20 protein-coding genes and 4 pseudogenes are annotated in these 26775 nt (G+C 44.6%); 16 read left to right on the top strand and 8 right to left on the bottom strand.

The window, feature by feature from the left end; all coding sequences use genetic code 11:
- The first annotated feature begins 46 nt into the window (after positions 1-46).
- The 4 genes from DWY57_RS02705 to DWY57_RS21215 all read left to right on the top strand — a co-directional run bounded on the left by DWY57_RS02705 (position 47) and on the right by DWY57_RS21215 (position 5009).
- Positions 47-2734, top strand: coding sequence for a transglutaminase domain-containing protein (locus tag DWY57_RS02705; RefSeq protein WP_119961310.1), 2688 nt, complete (start codon positions 47-49; stop codon positions 2732-2734).
- Positions 2735-2785: 51 nt separating this feature from the next.
- On the top strand, positions 2786-3583 hold the full coding sequence (locus DWY57_RS02700) for an RNA methyltransferase (RefSeq protein WP_117964208.1): 798 nt from the start codon (positions 2786-2788) through the stop codon (positions 3581-3583).
- Between the two features lie 26 nt (positions 3584-3609).
- Positions 3610-4647, top strand: coding sequence for an alcohol dehydrogenase (locus DWY57_RS02695; protein ID WP_117601679.1), 1038 nt, complete (start codon positions 3610-3612; stop codon positions 4645-4647).
- 218 nt (positions 4648-4865) lie between these two features.
- The gene (locus DWY57_RS21215) at positions 4866-5009 is read left to right on the top strand and encodes a hypothetical protein (protein ID WP_226791205.1); all 144 of its coding nucleotides are present in this window, start codon (positions 4866-4868) and stop codon (positions 5007-5009) included.
- A gap of 219 nt (positions 5010-5228) precedes the next feature.
- Here the strand turns inward: DWY57_RS21215 and DWY57_RS21210 are convergent, their stop codons facing one another.
- The gene (locus tag DWY57_RS21210; RefSeq protein WP_227186277.1) at positions 5229-5393 is read right to left on the bottom strand and encodes a hypothetical protein; all 165 of its coding nucleotides are present in this window, start codon (positions 5391-5393) and stop codon (positions 5229-5231) included.
- A 140-nt stretch (positions 5394-5533) separates the two neighbouring features.
- On the opposite strand from DWY57_RS21210, the gene DWY57_RS21205 reads away from it, so the two are divergent.
- A complete protein-coding gene (locus DWY57_RS21205; protein ID WP_226791203.1) occupies positions 5534-5767 on the top strand; it encodes a transposase in 234 nt (77 codons plus the stop codon).
- Positions 5768-6200: 433 nt separating this feature from the next.
- On the opposite strand, the pseudogene DWY57_RS02685 reads toward DWY57_RS21205, so the two are convergent.
- A pseudogene (locus tag DWY57_RS02685) lies at positions 6201-6338 on the bottom strand (GGGtGRT protein); the annotation flags it as partial.
- A gap of 20 nt (positions 6339-6358) precedes the next feature.
- Between DWY57_RS02685 and DWY57_RS02680 the strand changes: the two are divergent.
- The 3 genes and pseudogenes from DWY57_RS02680 to DWY57_RS02665 all read left to right on the top strand — a co-directional run.
- A pseudogene (locus tag DWY57_RS02680) lies at positions 6359-6814 on the top strand (transposase); the annotation flags it as partial.
- Positions 6815-7845: 1031 nt separating this feature from the next.
- The gene (locus DWY57_RS02670; RefSeq protein WP_133302452.1) at positions 7846-9984 is read left to right on the top strand and encodes a hypothetical protein; all 2139 of its coding nucleotides are present in this window, start codon (positions 7846-7848) and stop codon (positions 9982-9984) included.
- 17 nt (positions 9985-10001) lie between these two features.
- Positions 10002-11780, top strand: coding sequence for a S41 family peptidase (locus DWY57_RS02665; RefSeq protein ID WP_119961307.1), 1779 nt, complete (start codon positions 10002-10004; stop codon positions 11778-11780).
- A gap of 366 nt (positions 11781-12146) precedes the next feature.
- On the opposite strand, the gene DWY57_RS20810 is transcribed toward DWY57_RS02665, so the two are convergent.
- Positions 12147-12320 carry a hypothetical protein gene (locus tag DWY57_RS20810; RefSeq protein WP_165853579.1) on the bottom strand — a complete coding sequence of 58 codons (174 nt, stop codon included), beginning with the start codon at positions 12318-12320 and terminating at the stop codon, positions 12147-12149.
- A gap of 182 nt (positions 12321-12502) precedes the next feature.
- On the opposite strand from DWY57_RS20810, the pseudogene DWY57_RS02660 reads away from it, so the two are divergent.
- Positions 12503-13402, top strand: a pseudogene (locus DWY57_RS02660) (IS982 family transposase).
- Positions 13403-13421: 19 nt separating this feature from the next.
- Here DWY57_RS02660 and DWY57_RS02655 read toward each other — a convergent pair.
- From DWY57_RS02655 to DWY57_RS02645, 3 genes and pseudogenes are all read right to left on the bottom strand, one after another.
- Positions 13422-14135: pseudogene (locus DWY57_RS02655) on the bottom strand (phage integrase SAM-like domain-containing protein); the annotation flags it as partial.
- A 344-nt stretch (positions 14136-14479) separates the two neighbouring features.
- Positions 14480-15490 (bottom strand): GGGtGRT protein, encoded by a 1011-nt coding sequence (locus tag DWY57_RS02650; protein ID WP_057089564.1) that lies wholly within the window; start codon positions 15488-15490, stop codon positions 14480-14482.
- Positions 15491-15508: 18 nt separating this feature from the next.
- Entirely contained in the window at positions 15509-16210 is a 702-nt protein-coding gene (locus DWY57_RS02645; protein ID WP_005831848.1) for a hypothetical protein, read from the bottom strand.
- 577 nt (positions 16211-16787) lie between these two features.
- Between DWY57_RS02645 and DWY57_RS02640 the strand changes: the two genes are divergently transcribed.
- The 5 genes from DWY57_RS02640 to metH all read left to right on the top strand — a co-directional run bounded on the left by DWY57_RS02640 (position 16788) and on the right by metH (position 22101).
- Positions 16788-17285 carry a DMP19 family protein gene (locus DWY57_RS02640; protein WP_117964215.1) on the top strand — a complete coding sequence of 166 codons (498 nt, stop codon included), beginning with the start codon at positions 16788-16790 and terminating at the stop codon, positions 17283-17285.
- 81 nt (positions 17286-17366) lie between these two features.
- Complete coding sequence (locus DWY57_RS02635; protein WP_117601625.1) at positions 17367-18296, top strand: hypothetical protein; 930 nt, start codon at positions 17367-17369, stop codon at positions 18294-18296.
- A gap of 4 nt (positions 18297-18300) precedes the next feature.
- Complete coding sequence (locus tag DWY57_RS02630; RefSeq protein WP_117601624.1) at positions 18301-18873, top strand: Yip1 family protein; 573 nt, start codon at positions 18301-18303, stop codon at positions 18871-18873.
- An 8-nt stretch (positions 18874-18881) separates the two neighbouring features.
- Positions 18882-19334 (top strand): SsrA-binding protein, encoded by a 453-nt coding sequence (gene smpB, locus DWY57_RS02625; protein ID WP_005831836.1) that lies wholly within the window; start codon positions 18882-18884, stop codon positions 19332-19334.
- Between the two features lies 1 nt (position 19335).
- The gene (gene metH, locus DWY57_RS02620) at positions 19336-22101 is read left to right on the top strand and encodes a methionine synthase (protein ID WP_119961306.1); all 2766 of its coding nucleotides are present in this window, start codon (positions 19336-19338) and stop codon (positions 22099-22101) included.
- 77 nt (positions 22102-22178) lie between these two features.
- On the opposite strand, the gene DWY57_RS02615 is transcribed toward metH, so the two are convergent.
- Both DWY57_RS02615 and udk read right to left on the bottom strand, forming a co-directional pair.
- Positions 22179-23603 carry a transglycosylase SLT domain-containing protein gene (locus DWY57_RS02615; RefSeq protein ID WP_174647043.1) on the bottom strand — a complete coding sequence of 475 codons (1425 nt, stop codon included), beginning with the start codon at positions 23601-23603 and terminating at the stop codon, positions 22179-22181.
- A 54-nt stretch (positions 23604-23657) separates the two neighbouring features.
- The gene (gene udk / locus DWY57_RS02610; RefSeq protein ID WP_022401974.1) at positions 23658-24269 is read right to left on the bottom strand and encodes a uridine kinase; all 612 of its coding nucleotides are present in this window, start codon (positions 24267-24269) and stop codon (positions 23658-23660) included.
- A gap of 102 nt (positions 24270-24371) precedes the next feature.
- Here udk and DWY57_RS02605 point away from each other — a divergent pair, with 102 nt between their 5' ends.
- Complete coding sequence (locus tag DWY57_RS02605; RefSeq protein WP_117601620.1) at positions 24372-24680, top strand: Dabb family protein; 309 nt, start codon at positions 24372-24374, stop codon at positions 24678-24680.
- Between the two features lie 24 nt (positions 24681-24704).
- Positions 24705-26738 carry a cytochrome c biogenesis protein CcdA gene (locus tag DWY57_RS02600; RefSeq protein ID WP_119961305.1) on the top strand — a complete coding sequence of 678 codons (2034 nt, stop codon included), beginning with the start codon at positions 24705-24707 and terminating at the stop codon, positions 26736-26738.
- Positions 26739-26775: the final 37 nt, after the last annotated feature.

Below are 26775 nucleotides of genomic sequence, written 5' to 3'. Positions count from 1 at the left end.
GAAATATAATCCTTATTTTTGTGGCTCAACCTCAATAATAAGGATTATGAAACGAGTTGCACGACTTCTGGGATTTCTTGGAGTGGTATGTCTGCTGTCCTCTTGTGGCGGACGTTCTTTCATTACAGACGCTTCTTACCGCCAACGTGTGGAGCAGGACTTCAATCAAAAAAAGGAAAGGTTACCGCAGGGTGATTTGTTCGCTATTTTCGATGCGGACCTGACGCCGTATGAGCGTGAGGCACTGGAGTTTCTCTATGCCTATATGCCTTTGGCAGACATAACCGACTACCCCGGCGAATTTCATCTGATGAATGTGCGAGCCTCTCGGAAGGCGGCCGAGGAAATGCCTTGGGGAGAAACGGTGCCCGAGGAGGTGTTCCGTCATTTCGTGCTTCCGGTGCGGGTGAACAATGAGCATCTGGATAGTGCACGGGTAGTGTTTTACGAAGAACTGAAGAATCGTGTCAAGTCTCTGTCCCTTTATGATGCCATTCTGGAGGTGAACCACTGGTGCCACGAGAAGGCTATCTATACTCCCTCCGATGCCCGTACCAGTTCGCCTTTGGCAACGGTACGCACGGCATACGGGCGTTGTGGTGAGGAATCTACCTTGCTGGTTGCCGCCTTGCGTTCGGTGGGCATTCCTGCCCGTCAGGTCTACACCCCCCGGTGGGCGCATACGGACGACAATCATGCGTGGGTAGAAGCATGGGCAGACGGGAAATGGTATTTTCTTGGAGCCTGCGAACCGGAACCGGTACTCAACCTTGGCTGGTTCAATGCTCCGGCCAGTCGCGGTATGTTGATGCATACCAAGGTCTTCGGACGTTATGAAGGAGCGGAGGAAGTGATGTCCGTCACTCCTACTTATACGGAAATCAATGTAATCGGTAACTATGCAGCGACAGCCAAGTCCACCGTTACGGTAACGGATGGGCAAGGCAATCCGGTATCTGATGCCTGTGTGGAGTTCAAACTCTATAATTATGCGGAGTTCTATACTGTGGCCCGGAAACAGAGTGATGAAGAGGGAAAAGCTTCCTTGACGGCTGGCAAAGGCGACATGCTGGTATGGGTCTCCAAAGACGGAAAGTTCGGCTATGCCAAACTGTCTTTCGGCAAGGACCATGAACTGACAGTGAAGATGGACAAGACTGTCGGTGACGGCCATGCGGTAGATTTTGAACTTGTGCCGCCACCCGAAAATGCGGAGTTACCGACGGTTACGCCCGAACAGCGTGCGGCGAACGACCGCCGCATGGTTCATGAAGATTCCATCCGCAACGCTTATGTGTCTATGTTCATGACGGATGAGACAGCACGTTATTTTGCCCGGCAGTACAAGCTCGACGAAGATGCCGTTTCACGGATACTGGTCGCTTCCAGAGGAAACCACCGGGTCATTGCCGACTTCATGGCACGGTTGCGCTCTGAAAAGTCCAAAAGAGGAGGTCTGGACCTGCTCCAACGGATTTCGGCAAAAGACCTCCGCGACGTTACGCTGGAAGTTCTGATGGACCACATGCAATCCCGTATGTGCAAGAATGCCGACCATTTCCGCAGATATGTGCGCAATCCACGCGTAAGCAACGAGATGCTGACCCCCTATAAAGGCTTTTTCAAGAAAGCCGTCTCAAAGGAAGATGCTGAGGCATACAAGGCAGAACCGATGAAACTGGTGGCATGGGTGGCCCAAAATATCCGGGTAGACAATGACTGTAATCTGGGAGGGGCTCCCATTTCTCCAGAAGGGGTCTGGAAGGCCCGTGTGGCTGATGCCCATAGCCGTGACATTTTCTTCGTCTCCATGGCACGCAGCATGGCAATCCCTGCCCGTATCAACGGAGTGACCGGCAAAGTACAGTTGATAGGGGATGATGGTGTGACGGATGTGGACTTGAACCATCATCCGGAAGAGCCGGTCTTTATGGCGGAAGGAATTGCTTCGAAGGGAAAGTTAGTGGCTTCCTATAAGCCTATCCGTTCGTTGGACAACCCGAAATACTATTCTCATTTCACCCTTTCCAAACTGACTCCGCAGGGTAGTTTACAGTTGCTTTCTTATGACGAAGGCGATACGGATATGGGCGGTGGTACTACCTGGAATAGCCTGCTGAGGGAAGGAACTGCTCTGGAGGCCGGAGGTTATGTTTTGGTGACAGGTACACGCCTTGCCAGCGGTACGGTACTTTCTAAAACCACCTTTTTCAATATTCTGCCGGAGAAGACAACGGAAATTGAATTGGTGATGCGCGAGAGCGAGGATGAGGTGCAGGTTATCGGGAACTTTAATTCGGAGTCTCTCTTCACTCCGCTGCCGGACGCCGGCTCCGCAGCCCGGCAGAGTCTGCTGCAGGCTTGTGGGCGCGGTTACTTTGTCGTAGGCATTCTGGGTGTCAACCAAGAGCCAACCAATCATGCGTTGCGCGATATCGCTTCATTCAAGGCTGATTTGGAGAAGTGGGGGCGTAAGATGGTGTTGCTGTTCCCTAATGAGGCCAAAGCCGGCAAGTTCGCCCGCGAGTCATTCCCCGATTTGCCCTCTACCATTATTTATGGTATAGATACGGACGGTATCGCTGCGCAGATTGCAGAAAGCATGAAGTTGAAGCATAAAGAGAGCCTGCCGATATTCATTATAGCCGATACTTTCAATCGGGTGGTCTTTGTATCGCAAGGATATACCATCGGACTGGGAGAACAACTGATGAAGACAATAAAGGGGTTATAGGGCTTTCTGCTATGAATTGTAAATAGTAATTGTCAAATAATAAATCATCCGATGCCTATTATCGAAATATCATCTTTGACTCATCCCGGTGTGGAGATCTTCAGTACCCTTACCGAAGCCCAGTTGCGCAACCGCCTTGAGCCGGACAAAGGGCTGTTTATAGCTGAGAGTCCTAAGGTTATCAAGGTGGCTCTGGATGCCGGCTACGAGCCTTTGGCCCTTTTGTGTGAGCACAAGCACATCTATGGGGATGCTGCTGAAATCATTGAACGTTGTGGCGATATACCCGTCTACACAAGCGGTAGGGAATTGCTTGCCGAGCTGACCGGTTACGTCTTGACACGTGGTGTTCTTTGTGCCATGCGCCGTCCGGTTCCGAAGAGTATGGAGGACATCTGCCGGGGAGCCCGGCGTATTGTGGTTATTGACGGGGTGGTGGATACCACCAATATCGGGGCCATCTTCCGTTCGGCAGCAGCTCTTGGCATGGATGCCGTGCTGTTGACGCGTAATTCCTGCGACCCTCTGAACCGTCGTGCGGTCCGAGTTTCAATGGGAACGGTTTTTCTTGTGCCGTGGACGTGGATGGACGGTCCTTTGGATACGCTTGGTGAGTTGGGCTTCCGCACGGCGGCCATGGCGCTTACGGACAATTCCATTTCCATAGACAATCCCGTTTTGAAGACCGAGCCCCGGTTGGCTATTGTGATGGGTACTGAGGGAGATGGTCTTTCGCACGAAGCGATTGCGGGAGCCGACTATGTGGTTCGTATCCCCATGGCGCACGGTGTCGATTCTCTGAACGTGGCGGCTGCGGCGGCCGTTGCTTTCTGGCAACTTCGCGTTTAAAAGTGATAACTCAAAAAACATATATTATGTTGGCATATACTTATATTGAACACGGAAAGTTTGGATTGCTTGAGAAACCGATACCAGTATTGGAGGATGCACGCGATGCTATTGTGCGGGTGACATTGGGTAGCATATGCACCAGTGACTTGCATATAAAGCATGGAAGCGTACCGCGCGCTGTACCCGGAATTACGGTAGGACACGAAATGGTGGGCATCGTAGAGCAGGTGGGTGCCGACGTTGAGTCGGTAAAGCCCGGCGACCGTGTGACTGTGAATGTGGAGACTTTTTGTGGTAAATGTTTCTTTTGCCGTCGCGGATATGTGAACAACTGTACCGATCCCAATGGCGGTTGGGCTTTGGGGTGCCGTATCGATGGCGGCCAGGCGGAATATGTACGTGTGCCCTATGCCGACCAGGGGCTGAATCGTATTCCCGATACGGTAAGTGACGAGCAGGCGCTCTTGGTAGGCGATGTGTTGGCCACCGGCTTCTGGGCCGCCCGTATCTCCGAAATAACCGAGGAAGACACTGTACTCATCATCGGTGCCGGGCCGACGGGTATTTGTACCCTGCTTTGTTCCATGCTGAAGAAGCCCAGTCGCATTATTGTCTGCGAGCAGTCGGCCGAAAGAATCCGTTTTGTCCGCGAGCATTATCCGGAGGTGCTGGTCATTGGGCCGGAAAACTGCAAAGACTTTGTGAGGAAGCATAGCGACCATGGTGGGGCAGATGTCGTACTTGAAGTTGCCGGCACGGAAGATACTTTCCGCTTGGCATGGGAGTGTGCCCGTCCCAATGCCATTGTCACCATTGTGGCGCTTTATGACCAGCCTCAGTTATTGCCCTTGCCGGAGATGTATGGTAAGAATCTTGTCTTCAAGACCGGTGGTGTGGATGGGTGCGATTGTGCCGAGATACTGCGCCTGATAGCGGCGGGACAGATAGATACCACACCACTTATCACACATCGTTTCCCATTAGAGGAAATTGATGAAGCCTACCGTATTTTTGAGAATAGGCTGGAGGGGGTGATAAAGGTGGCGATTGTGGGTAGATAGAAAAAAAGGCTGTCTCAAAATGAGTTTGAGATGGCCTTTTTTGTGTCTGCAAAAAAATCGGACAAGCCCTAACTTCTCTCAGCCAGAACTTGCCCGTGTCCCTAATTTTTCGTATCTTAGGGAATCAAGTCAAGATATCCCAAGGATAATGTTTAAAAGTTACACCTCCAACGATAATCTGCTTTTGCCTCCATATTTAGGCGATTTTATTCCCCAAAATGATCCAGTTCGGGTTCGTCTGGGGCTCCGTCACCAAACAGGAACTGCGTGATTCCGCTCCGGTCACATATCAGGATATCACCCCGAAGAAAGTGGAAAAGGCACTCGTGCAGATAGATGATACCCTGAACGGGGGATGCTGACAGGAAAATGAAAGCAAAGGTAAGACGTCTAAGGAAGTCATGGCCTGAACAATTCAAAAAATATGAATCATAGGGAAAAATACTTGATGGACGTGACAGCTACTCAAAGACAGACAATGACGCCACTTTCATGCGCATGAAAGAGGAGCATATGAGGAACGGACAATTCAACTCCGGATATAATTCCCAGATCAGTACCAATAACCAGTTCATTTTGGGCTATAACTCTCCATCAGTGTGTGGGTGATACTTCCACCTATCCTCTCCCTTTATGGCAGATATCTTGACGTATCTGTCTGTGATGCCGGATACGGAAGTGAAGAGAACTATCTGTATGCTTTCAGACATGGCATTGCATGCTTCGTAAAGTACAATTATTTTCATAAAGAACAGAAAAGTAACTTCAGAAACAATCCGTTTCTGAAGTTACTTTTATTATAATGAAGAAACCGACGGCATGTATTGTCCGATGGGACAGAGAATGGAAAGACTCTCCGATGCAAGGTGGATAACAGGCAACGGTTTTGTGTAGACCAAGATACAGGGTATCTAACTGTAAGGGCTGCCCGTTAAGATGCCGGTGTCACAGAAGCCGCTCGGAAAGGATAGTACAGGTGAATCACCGTCTGAGAAAAATCAAGGAAATAGAACGTGAAAAGTTCATATCGCCGGAAGGCCTTAAATATCGCAATCAGCGACTGCAGGATGTGGAAGCCGTATTTGGAAACCTCAAGAACAACAAGCAGTTTGATAATTGATAATTGAATTAATCTGATACGAAGTTAACCATATTGCAGAAGGGAAACTAATGTAAACTAAATGTTCTTGAATTTGAAGGTAGAGGTGTAAAGTAAATAAAGTTGTATGATTGAAGTAATTTCATTACATGCCATTAATAATATAAGATAGGAGGTGTTTAATATGATTTTGATATGAGTTGATACAATAGTGACTTATGAATGTTTTACTTTGTTGTGACGGTATAGATACCCCGTCACAAGTATGTCACAGAATTAGCGATAATGTGGCAATTTATAGAGTATAATATAGGGCATCGTCACAATTGATAAGGTGATGATGCTAAAGGATGATGGGTATAGGTGAGTAGAGCAAGGATAGCGTGGAAGTCTGTTAAAACAAGAAGAGCCTTCCCTAAGGAGAGATCTTTGTCGTAATCTGTGTATCAGATGATTATCTACTTAAAGCCTGAGCTACGTCAACTGCACAAGCCACTGTACATCCTACTATCGGGTTATTACCAATGCCGAGGAATCCTATCATTTCTAGGTGAGCAGGAACTGATGAAGAACCAGCGAACTGAGCGTCGGCACTATAAAATATTTTGTGTAAATGTAATCGGATGCTTTACGGTTTATAAAAGTTCTAAGGATTACCCCGAGAAACTTAGAAAACTCATCATTGAGAGTCTTGAAGACGGTACACGATACATCTTCCTGACGAACAATCTTGACGCATCTGCGGAGTTAGTATCATCGCTTTATCGAAACAGATGGAGTGTTGAACTGTTCTTCAAATGGATAAAACAACACCTGAGGATTAAGAAGTTTTGGGGAACATCAGAAAACGCAGTACTCATACAAATCTATTGTGAGATAATTACTTACTGCTTAGTAGCAATAGTACAACACGATATGAAATTAGAACGCAGCGCCTATGAAGTTCTCCAAATTCTCGGAATCTCTCTAACTGACAAAACACATCTTAGTGACTTGTTCGACAAATCGAATTTCAAAAATGCCAAAGACCAATATGATTCAAGTGAACCGAATTTATTTAATTTTTAACCTTGTCCATTTTTAGTGGACAGTAGTGACATATTATAAATCAATACTAAAATATAGATTTATATGTATAAAGAAAGTTCCCTAATATTTCTGCCCTCATTTAATTTAGTGACGAAAACCACCCACAGTGTTGAATTGTTTTTGAGAAAGGAGGTATAATATGGCATGGAATGATTTGGCGTCAAATAAATGTCCTACAAAAGCTGATATAGAAGACGTATTTGCCCGATTTGTATCAGGTATGATTATAGCCTTTAAAGGTAGTTCTATACCAAATGGATGGGCATTATGTGATGGGTCACTAATTTAATTGGAAAGTTTATATGCGGTGGAAGTACATTTAATGTTGGTGATACTGGCGGTAATGATACTGTAACTATACTTTGGTTTATATAATGAAATTGTGATATAAGATAGTATAAGTTGAATATAGATAAATAAAAACCGCATCTAAGTTTGAATTTGGGTGCGGTTTTTATTTTGTGTTATTAGTGCATTAAAGTATATAATTGGGAACTTATATTATCCCAACCCTTTATACAATTTAGTCATCATCCGGTTATATTGGCTGAAGGATTTTGTGGAGGGTATCCCATGGCAGGCTGTTTTTATCACGCCAGCATAACCGGAAGCCTGACATATCCCTTACCTTTGTTTAGCCATGATAACATATCCCCAATAATAAATCCAATCTCTCGTCTGGTCAGTGATGATAGGATGGGAGTTTTTTGTATGATTTTTGAGAATATCATTTGCATATCTCGTCTGAATATCCTAATTTTCAGACATAGTTGACAACTTTCCCACCTTCTTTTGCTTTTATTGTCTAAAATTATATATCTTTGCATTATTGAATTACTAAAATATGAGTGCTACAGAAATTATACTGAATATCTGTCACAGGCTGGTTGAAAGAAGAACAGCCGGTGCCGTGCCGATTTATCATTTATTATCCGTTGTAATGATATTGTTTTTTTTATATTTTTAATAGATTTTTTTTAATTATGCGCACATCTTATTATTTTGGGGGCATGGTCGGATTTGTACTTATGTCCTTGATGGGTCTACTGGGATGCAGTGACGATGACGAAAGTAAAGTAGTTACTTCAGTCCCTCCCTCAATAAATCTCGAGGTCAGTGATGTAACCAGAACTACCGCATCCTTTTCCATTTCGTCAAGCGATGCAACGGATTATGCCTATGTAATATTACCTGATGCAGAAAAAATAGCAGATGCAAAGACGCTCTTCAAAGAGGGCACAGCAGGTATATTTGAAAAGGATTCCCAAACGGCCAAAATTACTCTTACTGATTTAACAGGCGACTCTAACTATATGCTTTATGCAGCTGTCAGAACCATTAATCCTTTCGTTTATAGTGAAATTCTTTCTCAGCCCATAGATACCCATAAACCATATAGTGGCATGATTTCATTGGAAAGCGTAGGAACCACTTCATTTTCCTATCATATCATGAAGCCAGAAGGTGCTGCTAAATACAAACATGTCTGTCTTTCTAAATCAGATTTTGATTATATCATCAACTTAGTAGGTGGTACTCCCACTTCCTACGTTAATGCTTTTGGGACAGAAGCCACTGAAGATAAAACTTACTTATTTGATACTACATTTCTTGATGCTTCGGGATTCCGCCAAGATATTTATTCAGATATGGAGTTTATCGTGATTGCCGGTGAACTCAACGAAGAAGGAACGGTTGATGAAAAGGCTGTAAAGACTCTGGTCTTTAAAACAAAAAAAGCGGGGAAGGCTCCTTACAACATAGAAGTCATGGTCAAGAACATAACTTCTATGACAGCAGATATTAATATTATACCAGAAGCTGGTATCGAACGTTTCCGATATCATGTAAATACAAAAGCCGAATTTGACTATATGTCATTTGAAGGCGAAGCTTCTGTACGCCGTATGATTATAGGACCTTGGAGTGAAACAAGCAACGAAGGCACAGGATCCATCGTGGTCAATGCAAAGGGATTAAAGCCGAATACTGATTATCAGGTAGGAATTGTAGGATTTGATAAAGACAACCGTGAAAAATTACTGCTGTATGATTTTAGAACCAGTGAGCCTATAGGTCCGCTGCCGGAACTGAGCGCAACGCCGGAATCGGTAGAAACACCCTGGAACAAGGCTGCTTTCCGCATCAAGACTACTCATACCGTTTCCATGGTAGCTGGAATCTTCCCGAGAGGATCTATTAATGAAGTACTTAGCCGTCCGGGTAATGAATCTTTGACTGCTGGCGATGTCATAGCCAATAATGGTTCATCGTTGACGCCAGAACAAGTAGCGGCAGCTATGACAGCAGAAGGTTTACTGCTCGAAAGCAGTGACAATTTGTCGCAAAATACCGAATATGAATTTGGCATCTATGCCGCCAATGAAGAAGGCGTAGGTGTTTCTGTAGTACACGACTTTACAACAGCCACATTGCCTCAGTATGATGGTAATGGAGTCCGGGCTAAACTTCCTGGGAAATATACTGCTACTACTAAAGATGTTACGGGCCAGAATGTAACCTTCCCTGTTGTTATAGCTACAGGGGTAAACGAAACTACCGAAAAAGCATATCATGATAAGAATCGTCTGGTTGTATTAGGATTTGCTCCGAGTGGTGTAGAGTATGCCTCTCCGGAAACTTTGTTAGCCAACGGATGGGCATCATCTCAAGACGAAGCTGATGCCAATTATGGTCCCAAATGGTTTATCGAATTTAATAAAGGCAATGCCATTTCAACAAGTGCTCCTGTAAATGGTGAACTGGATTATGCTATGGCGAAGTTCAACGGGCACGAAATATATTTTCATGGATTTGCTAAACGTCCTAACAGTGATCAATTCACTGATATGCCCCTAAGTTTTCCGATAGAAGTAAGCGATGACCTTACCATAACTATCAAGAAAGCTGTTGATAATTCGTTTGAATATTATCCTGGTGTTCTGGCAGGTTCAAGCCAATGGTGGGGTGATATGACTTTTGCAGCCTCAGATGAAATCATCTTAACACGTGATACTAATCAAGGAGCTGTAATGCCTACCACAAAAACTGTAGATCACATTATGGTGCCGCAGCACGTTGTATTGACATTAGATAATATTTCTATGGCAGATAAACGTAGAATGGCCGTAGAACAAAGATATAAATAACTAAAAATAGATTAGTCATGAAAAAGATATTTAACAGGGTGCTGATAGTTATGCTCATGCTAACTTTTACTATGACATCATGCAGTGACGATGATGAATTGATTCAAGGCACAGGAGTCTCAGAGGCTTTATGGGAAAATGAAAATGAAGCCATTATAGAAGGGGAAACTATAGATTTTGAATTTATGGCAGAGGCTGAATGGACAGCCAGTAGTTCTGCTGAATGGTGCGTTGTGAAGACTCCGTCGGGTGTAGCGGGAGAATCTTTACTGCGATTAACTATAGAAAAAAACGAAGAAACGGCAGCCCGTGTAGCGACCATAACCCTTCAAGTATCAGGTTTTGCTAATTCTGTTTCATTTAACGTCAAACAAAAAGAGGGCTCCATAGAACAAGGTGATGGAAAGTACCGTACTGTTAATGAATGGGTAGCCGCTTATATGAAGCAGAATTATTTGTGGAATCGTCCGATTGATAATCTGTTCTTAGACTACAGTATCAACTACGATCAATTCTTCCAAAGTATATTAGACGGGGTATCTGACCAAGATGAGATCAACCACGATGATGGTTTTTGGGAAGGTAAAAAACGTATGTATTATTATTCTACCTTAAAAAGCGATGCTCCTACCACCCGGGTAGTAGGCCAAGAGCAATATGGTTCAGGTGTATATTTGCTCCAAGCCACTCGTCTTGGTGCAGACTTTATCGGATATGCCGTTATGGCGGTTACTCCAGGTACTCCGGCAGATCAGATAGGTTTAGTACGCGGAGACTTTATTACTGAAGTAGACGGTACAGCTGTTACTGATGCTAATTATAAAGCGTTGGGAGAACTTATATATAATGGTAATGTGAGCGTTACTGTGAATCGTGTAAAATGGGAGGACAATGGGTCTACGCCCATACTCATGCCGAAAGGCACTTTGCAGTTGGGCTCAGCAACCTTTATAGATCCGGCTATCTATCAGCATAAGGTAGTAGAAATGGAAGGTACCGGTAAAAAAGTAGGTTATTTACTCTATATGGGATTCAATATAAACTTTGATGAAGATTTGATGGCCGCCTTTGAATATTTCCGCCAGCAGCATGTCACTGATTTAATCCTTGACTTACGTTATAATAATGGTGGTGATGTGCTTTCTAGTGCTATGATGGGTACCCTAATTGTCGGTGCTGATTATAAAGGTCAGGTATATGCACATACTCAATTTAACGAAGACCGTACCAATGCAGGGGAAGGAGGAGATTATAAAATTGGTGTCAAGGAAACTGTAGAACGCGTTTATGAACCGTTGGAAACAGCACTTCAACATGCTGTGGGGCTAAAAACTGTCTATGTTTTGACTAGTCAGACAACGGCTTCTGCCAGTGAAATGGTAATCAATGGTCTCCGTGGATTAGGTTTAGAAGTTAATCTTATCGGTCAAAGAACGAATGGAAAGAATGTAGGTATGGAAGGTGTGGTACGTAGTTTCTATAACTATGACTTTTATCTATACCCTGTCAGCTTCTACATTAAAAATGCTAAAGGTTTTGGAGATTATGCATCAGGATTTGTTCCCGATGTTGAAATTGATGATTCTGCCATTTACCCGGGTGAATTTGGTACGATGGAAGACCAGTTAGGCTACATTGCTTTGACGTGGATAAAAAATGGAGAGAAGCCGCAACTTCAAACTCGTTCTTCTTATGATGGAACAGTTCACTCAATGAATGTCTTCGGTGATCTGTGGGATAACAGACCCATCCAACCAATGGGCGGAGCTATCATACGACGCTATACAGAAAAATAATCAGATGTATTAATCAATAAAAGGTGTGTTATGTTGTCATTGTGACACACCTTTTGGGGTTTATTTCTGATCAGTTTCTTTGCCGCTATCAGCCGTTACGTTACAATTGTTACAATTAAAAACGGGACATGCACCTTTGTGGTATGTGTCCCGTTTGGCTGTTATGTGGTGTGGTAAGGGAATTGCTTCTTTTTCTCAAGGTTTTGGTTTTTGCTCAGATCTTTGTTCGGGTTGAACCATTTCGCACGACCAGGAGGGGTAGATATTGGCATGGGGTTCGTTTATATTTTCTTTGGATGGTAATTGAATAACCTCAGTATTGTAGAACCAAAAGCCATTGAAATTTTCTCCATAAATTCTATTTTTTCAAATACCTAAATATCCACGGCATTCCTTGAATATGACCTCTATGCCCCAACGTCTTTCATACAGTTCAAAGGCCCTGACGGAGTGCATGGAGGTGTCTGTTGTGAGTAGCACTTTCCGATGGGTGCTTCGTCCGTATTTGATGATGAAGATGTGTACGGGTTCTTCGCTCATCTTTACATGAAGCTGAATGTATTTGCACTTGTACTTTCTGTAATAGCAGAAAGCAGTGCGTTCATACCTTAAATCACGTGAATTCGAAATAAGAATAAATATATTTTTCTGACCATTAGAAATATAGCGATAAAAGTATTAAAATTATAGTGTCCAATTATAACATTTAAACGATTACCACTATGTTTCCAGAGTCTAAAGTTACAGAGATTTATTGTATGGCCGATGATTTTTGCAAGGAATTTACATTTCAACAGGAAAAATATATGATTGAGTATAAGAAGACCAAGTATTGTAACAAGCCCAACCGTATGAGTGATGCTGAGATTATGGTTATTCTAATCCGGTTTCACTCCGGTGGTTTCCGCTGTTTCAAGCATTACTATAAGGGGTATGTCTGTAAACATCTGAAACACCTTTTCCCTCGTCAGGTTTCTTATAACCGTTTTGTGGAACTGGAGAAGGAAGTATTGCTTCCCATGACCATCTTCATCAAAAAAGTCCTGCTGGGAACCTGTATTGGTATCAGTTTTGTCGACTCCACCCCCTTACGTGTTTGTCGTAACCAAAGACTCCTTATTTATAAGACATTTGAGGGACTTGCCGAGCGTGGAAAATGTTCAATGGGATGGTTCTTCGGATTCAAGTTGCATCTGATAATCAATGACAAGGGTGAGATTCTCGATTTCATGTTCACGCCTGGAAACGTGGATGACCGGGAACCGTTGAAGCAAGGTAAGTTTCTGGAGAACATCAAAGGAAAACTATGCGCAGACAAAGGGTATATTGGTTAGGATCTGTTTGAGAACCTTTTTCTTAATGGTATACAGCTTGTCATTAAAGTTAAAAACAATATGAAGAATTCACTGATGAGTATTGCCGACAAGATTTTGCTCAGAAAAAGAGCCTTAATCGAAACGGTCAATGACGAATTGAAGAACATTGCGTAGATAGAACACTCCAGACATCGTTCATTCAATAACTTTATAGCCAACTCCTTGTCGGCGGCATACTGCTTTTTTGAAAAGCAACCCGCCATTGACGTAAATTTTGTCAATGACGGACAACTTGCTATTTTTTGATTTTATTTCGAACCCACGTAAAGTTAATAATATTTCTCAATTCTTCTTCATCCAAGAAATCTACTTCTACGGGGTCGCGTTCTACTTTATAAGCATTTACAGGATTGTAGGATATATAAGAGTTGGCGACAGCTAAATTTAGCAACTTCTTTAAGAACTTTAAATGCTTGGTGCAGGAGTTTTTTCCCATCTTCTTCTCTCCTAAAAGGAAAGCATGGAATCCTTGAATGAAGCCCAAGTTTATCTCTCTTAAATATAAGTCCTTACGCTCATATTTCTTCTGAATAAACTCTTTGAATAATCTGCCTGTATATTCAAACACCCAATAAGTGGCAGGGGCAACAGTTTTACCTACCATTGCTTTGCGCTCTGTATTATGTTCGTTCAGAACATCCAATAAAGTCTTCTCGTTCAGAGCTTCCACCTTATCTGTGATAGCTTCTTTTAATAGTTCAGCAGTGATAAGATAACCCTTTTGGAGTAGCTCAATTTCTTTTTGATATATCTTATTCCGTAGTTGAATCAGATAACCGTTGATTAGCTGCGCTTCTTCACTCTTGCCTTTTACAGCTTGCTTCTCTTTGTTCCAGTCAGCAGCAGGTACGTGTTTACCTGTACTAAAGTAGATTCTCTTTCCGTTAGTGGTGATTGAAACCTCAATAGGTGATAGACCTTTCTTGTTTTGCTTACTTTCTCTTAATGAAAAGTAAACCATTGTACAATGTTTCTCCATTTTAAATTAAATGTTATATGGAGTGTATCGCATTGTATTATAGTTGATTATGCCAATTCTTGCAGCCGTTTTTTAAGAATGGCAAATTCGGCTGCAAATCGGCTGCAAAAGTAACCTGTTTATGGCTTGATTTGAGGGGTAATTGGCTACTCTTTACATGAGTTGTTTGGACTTAAATAAAGCAGGATTTATCTTGTTATCTCCTTACTGATTCACCATTCATTCACTCCAAATAATGAGTGATGCAAGGTGCTTCAATCTGTTATCTAAGTCAAGTTACCACAAATAAAAAACTCCTGCAACCACAAGGATTACAGGAGTTTATCTGTATTAAGTAACTTAAATTACTTGCTCAAAGCAGTAGCCACGTCAACGGCACAAGCCACTGTACATCCTACCATCGGGTTGTTACCGATACCCAGGAATCCCATCATTTCCACGTGAGCAGGAACTGATGAAGAACCAGCGAATTGAGCGTCTGAGTGCATACGACCCATAGTGTCTGTCATACCGTAAGAAGCCGGTCCGGCAGCCATGTTGTCCGGATGCAGAGTACGACCAGTACCACCACCAGATGCTACTGAGAAGTACGGCTTACCAGCCAATACGCGTTCTTTCTTATAAGTACCTGCAACCGGGTGTTGGAAGCGGGTCGGATTCGTAGAGTTACCAGTGATGGATACATCCACACCCTCTTTCCACATGATAGCCACACCTTCGCGAACATCGTCTGCACCATAGCATTTTACTTTGGCACGGGGACCGTCGCTGTATGCGATTTCACGAACTACTTTCAGTTCACCTGTATAGTAATCGAATTGAGTCTGAACGTATGTAAAGCCGTTGATACGAGAGATAATCTGTGCAGCGTCCTTGCCGAGACCGTTCAGGATGCAACGCAGAGGTTCTTTACGTACCTTGTCGGCTTTAGCGGCAATCTTGATAGCACCTTCGGCAGCAGCGAATGACTCGTGACCTGCCAAGAAAGCGAAACACTTGGTTTCTTCACGCAGCAACATGGCTGCCAAGTTACCATGACCGATACCAACCTTGCGGTCGTCAGCTACAGAACCCGGAATACAAAATGCCTGCAGACCGATACCGATAGCTTCAGCAGCTTCAGCAGCGTTCTTGCAGCCCTTCTTAATGGCGATGGCGCAACCTACAACGTATGCCCATTTTGCATTTTCGAAACAGATGGGCTGAGTTTCTTCACAAGTCTTATAAGGATCGAGACCATGAGCTTCGCAGATAGCATTGGCTTCTTCGATGTCTTTGATACCGTTTGCGTTCAATGCGGCAAGAATCTGCTTGATACGACGGTCTTGGCTTTCAAATTTTACTTCTCTAATCATATGTCTTTCCTCCTTATATTATTCGTGACGTGGGTCAATGTGTTTAACTGCACCTTGCTCTTCAGTGAAGCGGCCGTATGTACCGGTAACTTTCTTCAATGCTTCATTGGCGTCTGTACCTTTCTTGATTTCATCCATAAACTTGCCCAGATGAACAAATTCGTAACCGCAGATTTCGTCGTTCTTGTCCAAAGCGATAGTCTTGATGTAACCTTCTGCCATTTCCAGGTAACGAGAACCCTTAGCCAACGTTCCGTACAATGTGCCTACCTGGCTGCGCAGACCTTTGCCCAAGTCTTCCAAGCCAGCTCCAATCATCAAACCGCCTTCCGAGAAAGCAGATTGGGTACGACCATAAACGATTTGCAGGAAGAGTTCGCGCATAGCTGTGTTGATAGCGTCACAAACGAGGTCAGTGTTCAATGCTTCGAGGATAGTCTTTCCCGGGAGGATTTCTGATGCCATAGCAGCAGAGTGAGTCATACCGGAGCAACCGATAGTCTCAACCAAAGCTTCCTGGATAACGCCTTCCTTTACATTGAGGGTTAATTTACATGCACCTTGCTGAGGAGCACACCAGCCGATGCCGTGTGTCAGACCAGAGATGTCAACAATTTCTTTAGCTTTTACCCATTTACCTTCTTCGGGAATAGGAGCCGGTCCGTGGTTAGGACCTTTCTTCACAACACACATGTGTTCCACTTCGTGTGAATAAGTCATAATTAGCTCTTTTTTAAGTGATATAATTTAAAAAAAACGTAGTCTACTTTTATTAGTCGGGTGCAAAGTTAGTTGTTTTCCCCGTTTCTGCCAACTGTTCAATTTGACTTTTTTCTATAATAATGTGAAATTGTAGTTCGGCGGATGTTTTTCAGACTTTTGCTTTGTACGCCCGAAAGCAGATTTTGAAAAATGAGTTTGCGTTATCCGCTGTCATCCTGCGGCTGAAATGTTATGCCGGAACTTAGGATTAATTTGTTGGGAAAGTGCCTGCAACTGTCCTCAAACTCCCTACTTATTATTCTTACTACACTTGTGTTCCTTTCTTACAACAGCTGTGTCGTTTTCTTACAACGGCTGTGTTGTTTTCTTACAACAGCTGTGGTAAGAATAATAGGTGCCGATTCCGTACTTAGTTTTCAGGGAGTATGCGGCTAGTTTTTGGACATTTTCCTCTTAGATATGCTGAATCTGCTTGCAGCAGAACAGAATTGGTCCTTATGATTCCTTTTTTCGCAATTCATTTCTTACCTTTGCCACCCGATTCAATCAATGAGAAACAAATAAGATTCAGACTATGATAGAAGTTACAGATGTGGCATTGCGCCAGGCTGCCGGCGAAGGGATGGATGCGTTTATTGGCGTATTCACCGATGCTTATAAAAAAGAAATAGGCGGAGAAATGACTGCCGAGACGATGCCTTTGCTTACCGGTGAACAGCATTCATTGTTGGCCTATCAGATATTCCGTGATGAAGTGATGGAGGGAGGCTTCTGCCAACTGATTCAAAATGGTTATGGCGGTTATATTTTCGACAATCCGTTTGCCAAAGTGATGCGTTTGTGGAGAGTGGGCGATTTGAGTAAGTTGGTTTATGCTGCCAAGAAAGTATACGATAGCCATCGTGATGACTTGGAACGTGAACGTACAGACGAGGAGTTTATGGCAATGTACGAGCAATATGAGGCTTTCGATGAGCTGGAAGATGAATTTTTGGAAAAAGAGGAGGAATATACAGCTTTGGTTGCTGGCTATGTGGATGAACATTTGGAGCTGTTTGCCAAGATTGTGTAGGTGTGGATTAACTGATGTAAATGTTAAATGTTACTGTGATATGCAGTATTTAGATTAATCTTTCATTTAATCTTAAAAACAATGAAAAAACGAGGAGAGTACTATATTACTCAATTCTTTTATCTAAATTTGCAAACTCTAATATTTATAGAAAAAAAGATGAAACAATTAAAATTCTTGGTGGTTGCCTTGACATTGTTGATGGGCATTTCGTTTACTTCGTGTTTGAATTCGGATAGTGACCCTTACAATTATGGAGGGGGTATGGTTAAAGTTCAGAACTATATGGGTGTTTATTCTTTTAAAGGTGAGAACGGTGTAACTATAACTCCAACATCTGCCTCAATTTCGGCTTTAGAGGCCAATGGCTTTAAAATGTCTGATATGAGCGATAAGGTAGCACAGATATATTATCGTTGGGATCCTACTCAAGTAGATATACCTGCTGATGAGAAAGATGTTAAGGGGGTTGAATTGTACTCTATTGAATCATTAGATAATACAGTGGAAATAGTTGAACAAAAGGGAGTCGCTGCAAATGATTCTATCAGTAAATCCAATAATGCTGCTATCATTTCGTTAGGATATGATGCTGGTGGTATAAAATATGCTCCTAAGTTTTTCTATGACGATCATACGCTTCTACTTCCGATAAATTATTATATTACTAATAAAAGGCATTTTTTGACGTTAGTGTATTACCCGAATGAGGATAATGGAACAACTTTAAGATTATATTTGGGCCATAATTCTAATGGTGATTCGACATCCACTAATAGCACATCTTACACATTGACTGCAAATACTGGCGGTTATTATGGGTTGGGATTGTTCTATAAAGTATATGATTTAAGAAAGGTTTTTGAACGTTACAAACGTCAGACATCCACTTCTGAAAATCCGACTACTATTGAAATTGTTACGAAAGTAAATTCATATTCACTGAAGTTGGACGATTCTCAAACTAAGGAAGAAGTGTATACTGTTACAAAGGGAGAAACTGAAAAATAAGATATTGAATTACAAAGATTTATTTCATATAGCAATACTACTGATTTCCTCTCCGGCTCGTGCCTGGGAGGAAATTAGTTTAGAGGATAGGCGAAAAGTGTTTGCTGCTTTTGTCTATCCTATGATTGGTTTATGCGGGTTGTCCGTTTTCATCGGTTCTTTGATGAAGATGGGATGGGATGGGCCGCAAAGCTTTCAATATGCCATGACACAATGCTGTGCGGTGGCTGTATCCTTGTTCGGAGGATATTTTTTGGCAGCCTATCTCATCAATGGGCTGCGTGTCCGCATGTTTATGCTGGACAGTGATGTCCCTTTGGCGCAACAGTTTGCAGGTTATGCACTGGTTGTGGTATTCATGCTGAAGATTGTTATCGGCATATTGCCGAATTTCGGCATTATGGCTCTGTTGCTCCAATTCTATATTGTATATGTAGTGTGGGAAGGAAGCAAAAAGGTGATGCAGATAGAAGAAAAATACCGTTTGCGTTTCACCATTCTGTCTTCTATTTTGTTAATAGCTTGTCCGGTGGTCATTGAATGGATATTCAATAAGCTGACGGTAGTGCTAAACTGATAAATGTTATGAAACAAGCTCCTGTAAATATAAAGAATAAGCGTGCTACGTTCGACTACGAACTGACAGACACCTATACGGCTGGCATTGTGCTTACGGGCACAGAAATCAAGTCCATCCGGTTGGGGAAAGCAAGCTTGGTCGATACGTTCTGTTACTTTGCCAACGGCGAATTGTGGGTGAAGAACATGCATGTGGCCGAATACTTCTATGGTTCGTACAACAATCACAATGCACGCAGGGAGCGCAAGCTTTTGTTGAATAAGAAGGAACTTGAAAAACTGATGCGCGGTACGAAAGATCCGGGTTTCACCATTGTTCCCGTGCGTTTGTTTATCAATGAAAAAGGGCTGGCCAAACTTGTGGTGGCACTTGCCAAAGGTAAGAAGCAATATGATAAGCGCGAATCACTGAAGGAAAAAGATGACAAACGCGATATGGCGCGTATGTTTAAAAGATAATATGAGTAAACTTGGTAGTTTGGTGCGTGAGCGCATCCTTATTTTGGATGGTGCAATGGGCACTATGATACAGCAATACAACTTGACAGAGGAAGATTTTCGGGGTGAACGCTTCTCGCAGATTCCCGGACAGATGAAAGGTAACAATGACCTGCTTTGTCTGACACGCCCTGATGTGATACAAGATATTCACCGCAAGTATCTGGCGGCAGGTGCGGATATCATCGAAACAAATACATTCAGTTCCACCTGCATCAGTATGGCCGATTATCATGTGCAGGACTATGTGCGTGAGATGAATCTTGCCGCAGTGCGTCTGGCACGCGAAGTGGCGGATGAGTTTACTTCTCTTACTCCCGACAAACCCCGTTTTGTGGCAGGCTCCGTAGGACCGACGAACAAGACCTGCTCCATGAGTCCCGATGTGAACAATCCGGCCTTTCGTGCCTTGAGCTACGATGAACTGGCCGATGCCTACCGTGAGCAGATGGAAGCGTTGCTCGAAGGTGGTGTGGATGCTTTGCTGATAGAAACCATTTTTGATACGCTGAATGCCAAGGCTGCTATTTTTGCCGCCGGGCAGGCGATGGAAACTGTAGGAGTTCATGTACCCTTGATGCTCTCTGTGACTGTTTCTGATATTGGAGGGCGTACTCTGTCGGGACAAACTTTGGATGCTTTTCTCGCCTCCGTGCAGCATGCCGATATTTTTTCCGTTGGGCTGAACTGCTCCTTTGGTGCCCGCCAGCTGAAACCTTTCCTGGAGCAGCTTGCTGCCCGTGCACCTTATTATATCAGCGCTTATCCCAACGCCGGACTGCCCAACAGCTTGGGCACATACGACCAGACTCCTGCCGATATGGCACATGAAGTAAAAGAGTATATCCATGAGGGATTGGTGAATATTATCGGTGGTTGTTGCGGAACGACAGATGCCTACATTGCCGAGTACTCCTCGCTGATTGCCGGTGCAACGCCCCATCAGCCGGTTCCCAGACCGGAAAATCTTTGGCTTTCCGGGCTTGAACTTCTGGAAGTGAAGCCGGAAAATAACTTCGTGAATGTGGGTGAACGCTGCAATGTGGCGGGTTCGCGCAAATTCTTGCGTCTGATTAATGAAAAGAAATATGACGAGGCGCTCAGCATTGCTCGCCAGCAGGTGGAAGACGGTGCGCAGGTCATTGATATAAATATGGACGACGGACTGCTGGATGCTCAAGCGGAGATGACGACTTTCCTCCATCTGATAGCTTCGGAACCTGAGATTGCCCGTGTTCCCGTCATGATAGACTCCTCTAAGTGGGAAGTGATTGTGGCCGGATTGAAATGCCTGCAAGGCAAGTCCATCGTCAACTCCATCTCCTTGAAGGAGGGGGAAGATAAATTCCTGGAGCATGCGCGTACCATCAAGCAATATGGTGCGGCAGCCGTGGTGATGGCTTTTGATGAAAAAGGGCAGGCAGACACGTACGAACGTAAGATTGAGGTCTGCGAACGGGCATACCGTCTTTTGGTGGACAAGACAGGTTTCAATCCCCATGATATAATTTTCGACCCGAATGTACTTGCCGTGGCAACCGGTATGGACGAGCACAACAATTATGCTGTAGACTTTATCCGTGCCACCGGATGGATACGCAAGAATCTGCCCGGTGCGCATGTCAGTGGAGGAGTGAGTAACCTTTCCTTCTCTTTCCGCGGCAATAATTACATTCGCGAGGCGATGCATGCCGTATTCCTTTACTATGCCATCCGCGAGGGCATGGATATGGGTATCGTCAATCCGGCTACCTCCGTTCTTTACACCGATATTCCCGCTGATATATTGGAGCGCATAGAGGATGTGGTCTTGAACCGTCGTCCCGATGCTGCCGAGCGCTTGATAGAAACTGCCGAACGCTTGAAAGCGGAAGCAGAGGCGGCAAAAACTTCCGGAGGAGAGCGGCAGGCTGCCGCCCATTCCCAACTTGCCTGGAGAGAGGAGACTTCTGTGGAAGAGCGGTTGAAGTACGCCTTGACAAAGGGTATCGGCGATTATCTGGAAGCAGACCTTGCCGAAGCGTTGAAGCTGTATCCCAAAGCTGTTTCTATCATTGAAGGTCCGTTGATGGCGGGCATGAATCATGTAGGCGATTTGTTTGGGGCAGGCAAAATGTTCCTGCCGCAAGTAGTGAAGACGGCACGCACCATGAAGAAAGCGGTTGCCATCCTCCAGCCCATAATCGAGTCGGAGAAAGAAGAAGGTGCAACTGCTGCCGGAAAGGTGTTGTTGGCTACGGTAAAAGGTGATGTGCACGACATTGGAAAAAATATAGTCTCGGTAGTAATGGCCTGCAACGGGTACGATATAGTGGACCTTGGCGTCATGGTGCCTGCCGAAACCATTGTACAGCATGCCATAGAGGAAAAGGTAGACATGATAGGATTGAGTGGCTTGATAACCCCTTCGCTGGATGAAATGGTGCATGTAGCCATTGAGTTGGAAAAGGCAGGCCTGGACATTCCTCTGCTGATAGGTGGTGCCACGACTTCACCGCTTCACACTGCTCTAAAGATTGCTCCGGTCTATCATGCTCCCGTAATCCATCTGAAGGACGCCTCACAGAATGCTACAGTAGCAGCCAAACTGATGAATCCTGAGACAAAGGAGGAACTGGAAGAAGAACTGCATGAGAAGTATCGGCAGTTGTGCGAGAAGAACCGGGAGAAACAAGTAACAACCGTTTCCCTGGAAGAAGCGAGAAAGAACAAACTGAATCTGTTTTAAGAAGGAAGGAAAATAAGGATTAGGGATTAACATTCCTGCGGCATATATTCCTAATATTATGCGCAATTCGTTAACCCCTAATCCTTATTCTTTATCTTCTTCTTGTATTGCTCGAAACGTGACGTAATATCCCTTACGAAGTTATAAGTTTCGATGCCACGGAAATAGCCGTTTTTGCAGACGGGGTCGGTGAAGTATTCCTCATTGCTTTTTAGCAGGATGAAGTTTTCTACATTATCACGCCAGACATATTTGTTTTTGCCGTATTTTTCGGCCAGTGCCATGGCATCCAGCACATGGCCGATTCCGGAATTATAAGATGCCAGCACAAAGTTGATGCGTTCTTCCTGGGGTATCTTGGAAAAACTTTTGGCTGTGGCGCCTATGTATTTCACGGCAGCCTTTATACTCTCTTCAGGGTTCTGTTCCTTTCCTTCGGGTAGCCCCATAGCCCTGGCTGTGGCAGGCATCAGTTGCATCAGCCCCCTGGCACCGGCCCAGGATACGGCAGTGGAGTCGAAGTTGGACTCAGTATATGCCAGAGACGCCAGCAGGCGCCAGTCCCAGTCTATCTTGGGAGCATATTTCTTGAACAAATCATCGTAATGGGAAATTTTTCCTTCGCGCAGGGAGAGGATAGGAGAGTGGGGAATGGCCTTGCCGATTTCAAAATATCGTTTCATACTTGCCGTATAGGCAGGTGAAGTCATATTCTCCTCATGCCATTTGTTAGCGGCGGCTGCCAGTTGCGGACAGTCTTTCCGGACTGCCCACGATGCACGCTGGTCAAAGCTGATGGAGAGTCTGATATTCAGGTTGGGGTAATAGGTCGTATTAAGCTGTGCCACATCATTGTCTGCTACGGTATAGGGGATTTTCCCTTGTGCCACTTGGGTGATGAGGTCTTCTGCACTGATACTGTCGTTGGTCACTTTATGGATGTGGATACCTCCTCCGAGCTCTTCGTCCAGATTGACCAGCCGTTCATAATATTTTCCCGGCTTTACATATACATCTTTCCCGATGAGTTCCGTCACGTCTTTCAGTGGTTTGGTACGTCCGTTATTACGTTGCACGATGACTTGGTGCGTGATGACCTCTTCACCGCAATAAAGCAGACTGTCTTTCCATTCTTTAGTGATAGGCAGGTTGTAGGCGATGAGGTCTCCCTTGCCTGCTAATAACTTCTCTATGAGTTCGTGCACATTCCGGGCTACCTCTATTCTCAGCTTTACTCCCAGGCTCTTGGCAAACTGCTCGCTTAGCTCATATTGGAATCCCATATCCTGGCCACGGTAGATGAAGTAGGAAGTGGAGCTGTACAGAGTCAATACAACCAGTTCTCCGCTGTCCTTTATCTGTTGCAGGTCATCCGCTTCTTCTTTTTCGGCAGGATGTCCTCCACGGCATCCTGCGATACAGCACAACAACAGTAAGATAATTGAGACGGGAGAATTGATAATGGATGATTTATGTTTGGCGAGAGAAAATAAACTGTTCATATCTCATAGATTTAGTGTGTTCTTAATCCTCCATTATCAATTCTCCATTACAAATTAACTTCCCAAGTGCTTCTTGATATACATGGTCAATATATCGATGGCTACCTGGTTGTTTCCGCCTTCCGGTACAATGAGGTCTGCATATCGTTTGCAGGGCTCTATGAATTGCTGGTGCATGGGTTTTAGTATACGTGTATAGCGTTCCATAACGGCTTCTGCCGTGCGTCCGCGTTCCACTACATCACGCTGGATTACACGAATTAGGCGTTCGTCGGGGTCAGCGTCTACAAATATCTTGAGGTCCATCATGCTTCGCAGTTTCTTGTCGCACAAGGCAAGGATACCTTCTATGATGATGACTTCCCGGGGGGCGATATGGATGGTTTCGGGCTGGCGTGTACACGTCAGGTATGAGTAGGTGGGCTGTTCTATGCTTTTTCCTTCGCGCAGCATGGCGACATGTCTGGAAAGAAGGCTCCACTCAAAAGCGTCGGGGTGGTCGAAGTTGATGTTCTGCCGTTCTTCCACGGGCACATGGCTACTGTCCTTGTAGTAAGAGTCTTGTGGCAATAATACCACTTCACCAGCCGGTAGGCTTTCGATAATTTTACGTACGACGGTGGTCTTTCCTGAGCCGGTTCCACCTGCAATTCCTATTATTAACATCCGTTTAAGTGTATATTTGAAACAAAACCAGTATTTTTGCAGTTGTTAAAACAGCCGCTTAGGCTGACAAATATAGTGATAAATCATTTAAATGGCAAAGTTATGGTAAAGCACATTGTATTATTTAAGTTAAAAGATGAGGCACCGGCTGACGAAAAGTTGGCTGCAATGAACAGTTTCAAGGCAGCTATCGAAGCGCTTCCGGCTAAAATATCCGTTATCCGCAAGATTGAAGTCGGGCTGAATATCAATCCAGGCGAGGCTTGGAGTATCGCTCTTTACAGTGAGTTCGATACGTTGGATGACGTGAAATACTATGCCACCCATCCCGACCACGTGGCTGCCGGCAAGCTTATCGCTGCTGTGAAAGAGAGCCGTGCCTGCGTGGACTACGAGATAACTGAAAATTAAAAATTAAAAATTAAATCAGAGAACATGAAGAAATTGTTGTTCCCTTTATTTCTGTTGCTTTTCGCTGTGGCAGTGCAGGCACAGATACAAGACCCAGTCAAGTTCAAGTCCGAGCTGAAGACTTTGGCTGCCGATGAAGCGGAGGTCGTTTTTACGGCTGCTATTGACAAGGGCTGGCATGTCTATTCCACCGACTTGGGCGATGGCGGTCCTATCTCGGCGACTTTCAATGTGGAGAAAATCTCCGGAGCGGAAGTGGCTGGCAAACTGAAGCCTGTAGGCAAGGAAATCTCTACTTTCGATAAGTTGTTCGAAATGAAGGTACGCTATTTTGAAAATACGGCCCAATTTGTGCAGAAGCTAAAATTGACGGGTGGTGCCTATCAGCTGGAAGGATATCTGGAGTATGGCGCTTGCAACGATGAAAATTGTCTGCCGCCCACACAAGTGCCTTTCCAATTCTCCGGTGAGGCAGAAGGGGCTGCCAAAGAAGCTGCTGCAGCTACGGTTGAAACGAAAGTTGAAGAACAGCCCGCAAAGCAGGAGGCTGCCACCGACATGGTTTCTGTGGCTGTTGTCGGTGGTGCGGACGGACCGACGGAAATCAATGTGACGGACAAGGTGAACTTTTGGAAACCGGTTATCAATGAACTGCAATCTTTGGGCGAAACCACTTCGCAGGAAGATATGTCTTGGATTTATATCTTTATTACCGGATTTGCCGGCGGACTGTTAGCGCTCTTCACCCCTTGTGTATGGCCCATCATCCCGATGACTGTCAGCTTCTTCCTGAAGCGTAGCAAGGATAAGAAGAAAGGCATCCGTGATGCATGGACGTATGGTGCTTCCATCGTAGTGATTTATGTGACGCTCGGGCTGGCCATTACGCTGATTTTCGGAGCCAGCGCACTGAACGCACTCTCTACGAATGCAGTATTCAATATTCTTTTCTGCTTGATGCTGGTTGTGTTTGCGGCTTCCTTCTTCGGAGCGTTCGAAATAACGTTGCCCTCCAAATGGAGTACGGCTGTAGACAGTAAAGCCGAGGCGACAAGTGGTTTGCTCAGTATCTTCTTGATGGCGTTTACCTTGTCGCTGGTATCTTTCTCCTGCACGGGACCTATTATCGGATTCCTGCTGGTTCAGATTTCCACGACGGGTAGTGTGGTGGCTCCCGCTATTGGCATGCTGGGCTTTGCCATTGCATTGGCATTGCCTTTCACGCTGTTTGCCTTATTCCCGTCCTGGTTGAAGTCCATGCCCAAATCCGGTGGATGGATGAATATCATCAAGGTGACGCTTGGCTTCCTGGAGCTGGCTTTTGCCCTGAAGTTCCTTTCGGTAGCCGATTTAGCTTACGGTTGGCGCATCCTCGACCGTGAAACGTTCCTTGCTTTGTGGATTGTACTTTTTGCACTGCTTGGTTTCTACTTGCTGGGCAAAATCAAGTTCCCGCACGATGATGACGATTCAAAGGTTAGTGTGCCCCGTTTCTTTATGGCGTTGGCCTCACTGGCATTTGCAGTATATATGATTCCCGGTTTGTGGGGAGCTCCGCTGAAAGCTGTCAGTGCTTTTGCGCCGCCCATGCAGACGCAAGATTTCAATCTTTACAATAATGAAGTGCATGCCAAGTTCGATGATTATGACCTCGGTATGGAGTATGCCCGTCAGCATGGCAAGCCCGTGATGCTCGACTTCACCGGTTATGGTTGCGTGAACTGCCGTAAGATGGAGCTTGCCGTATGGACAAACCCTAAGGTGAGTGACATTATCAACAACGACTATGTGCTTATCACGCTTTACGTCGACAACAAGACACCGCTTCCTTCTCCCGTGAAGATTGTGGAGAACGGCACGGAACGTACGCTGCGTACCGTAGGCGACAAGTGGAGTTATCTGCAGCGTGTCAAGTTCGGTGCCAATGCGCAGCCCTTCTATGTGTTGATTGACAACGAAGGTAAGCCGCTTAACAAGTCTTACTCCTACGACGAAGATATACCTAAGTATATCGAATTTCTGCAGACCGGACTGGAGAATTATAAGAAAGAGAAATAAATAGAATCGGAAAAAGGATGCTTGTAAAAAGGCATCC

Origin of the sequence: Bacteroides sp. AF25-5LB (assembly GCF_003602965.1) — a bacterium.
In the GTDB taxonomy this organism is placed as follows: domain Bacteria; phylum Bacteroidota; class Bacteroidia; order Bacteroidales; family Bacteroidaceae; genus Bacteroides; species Bacteroides uniformis.
Note: the sequence above shows the minus strand (reverse complement) of the source record. Positions and strands in the feature narration are given on the sequence as shown.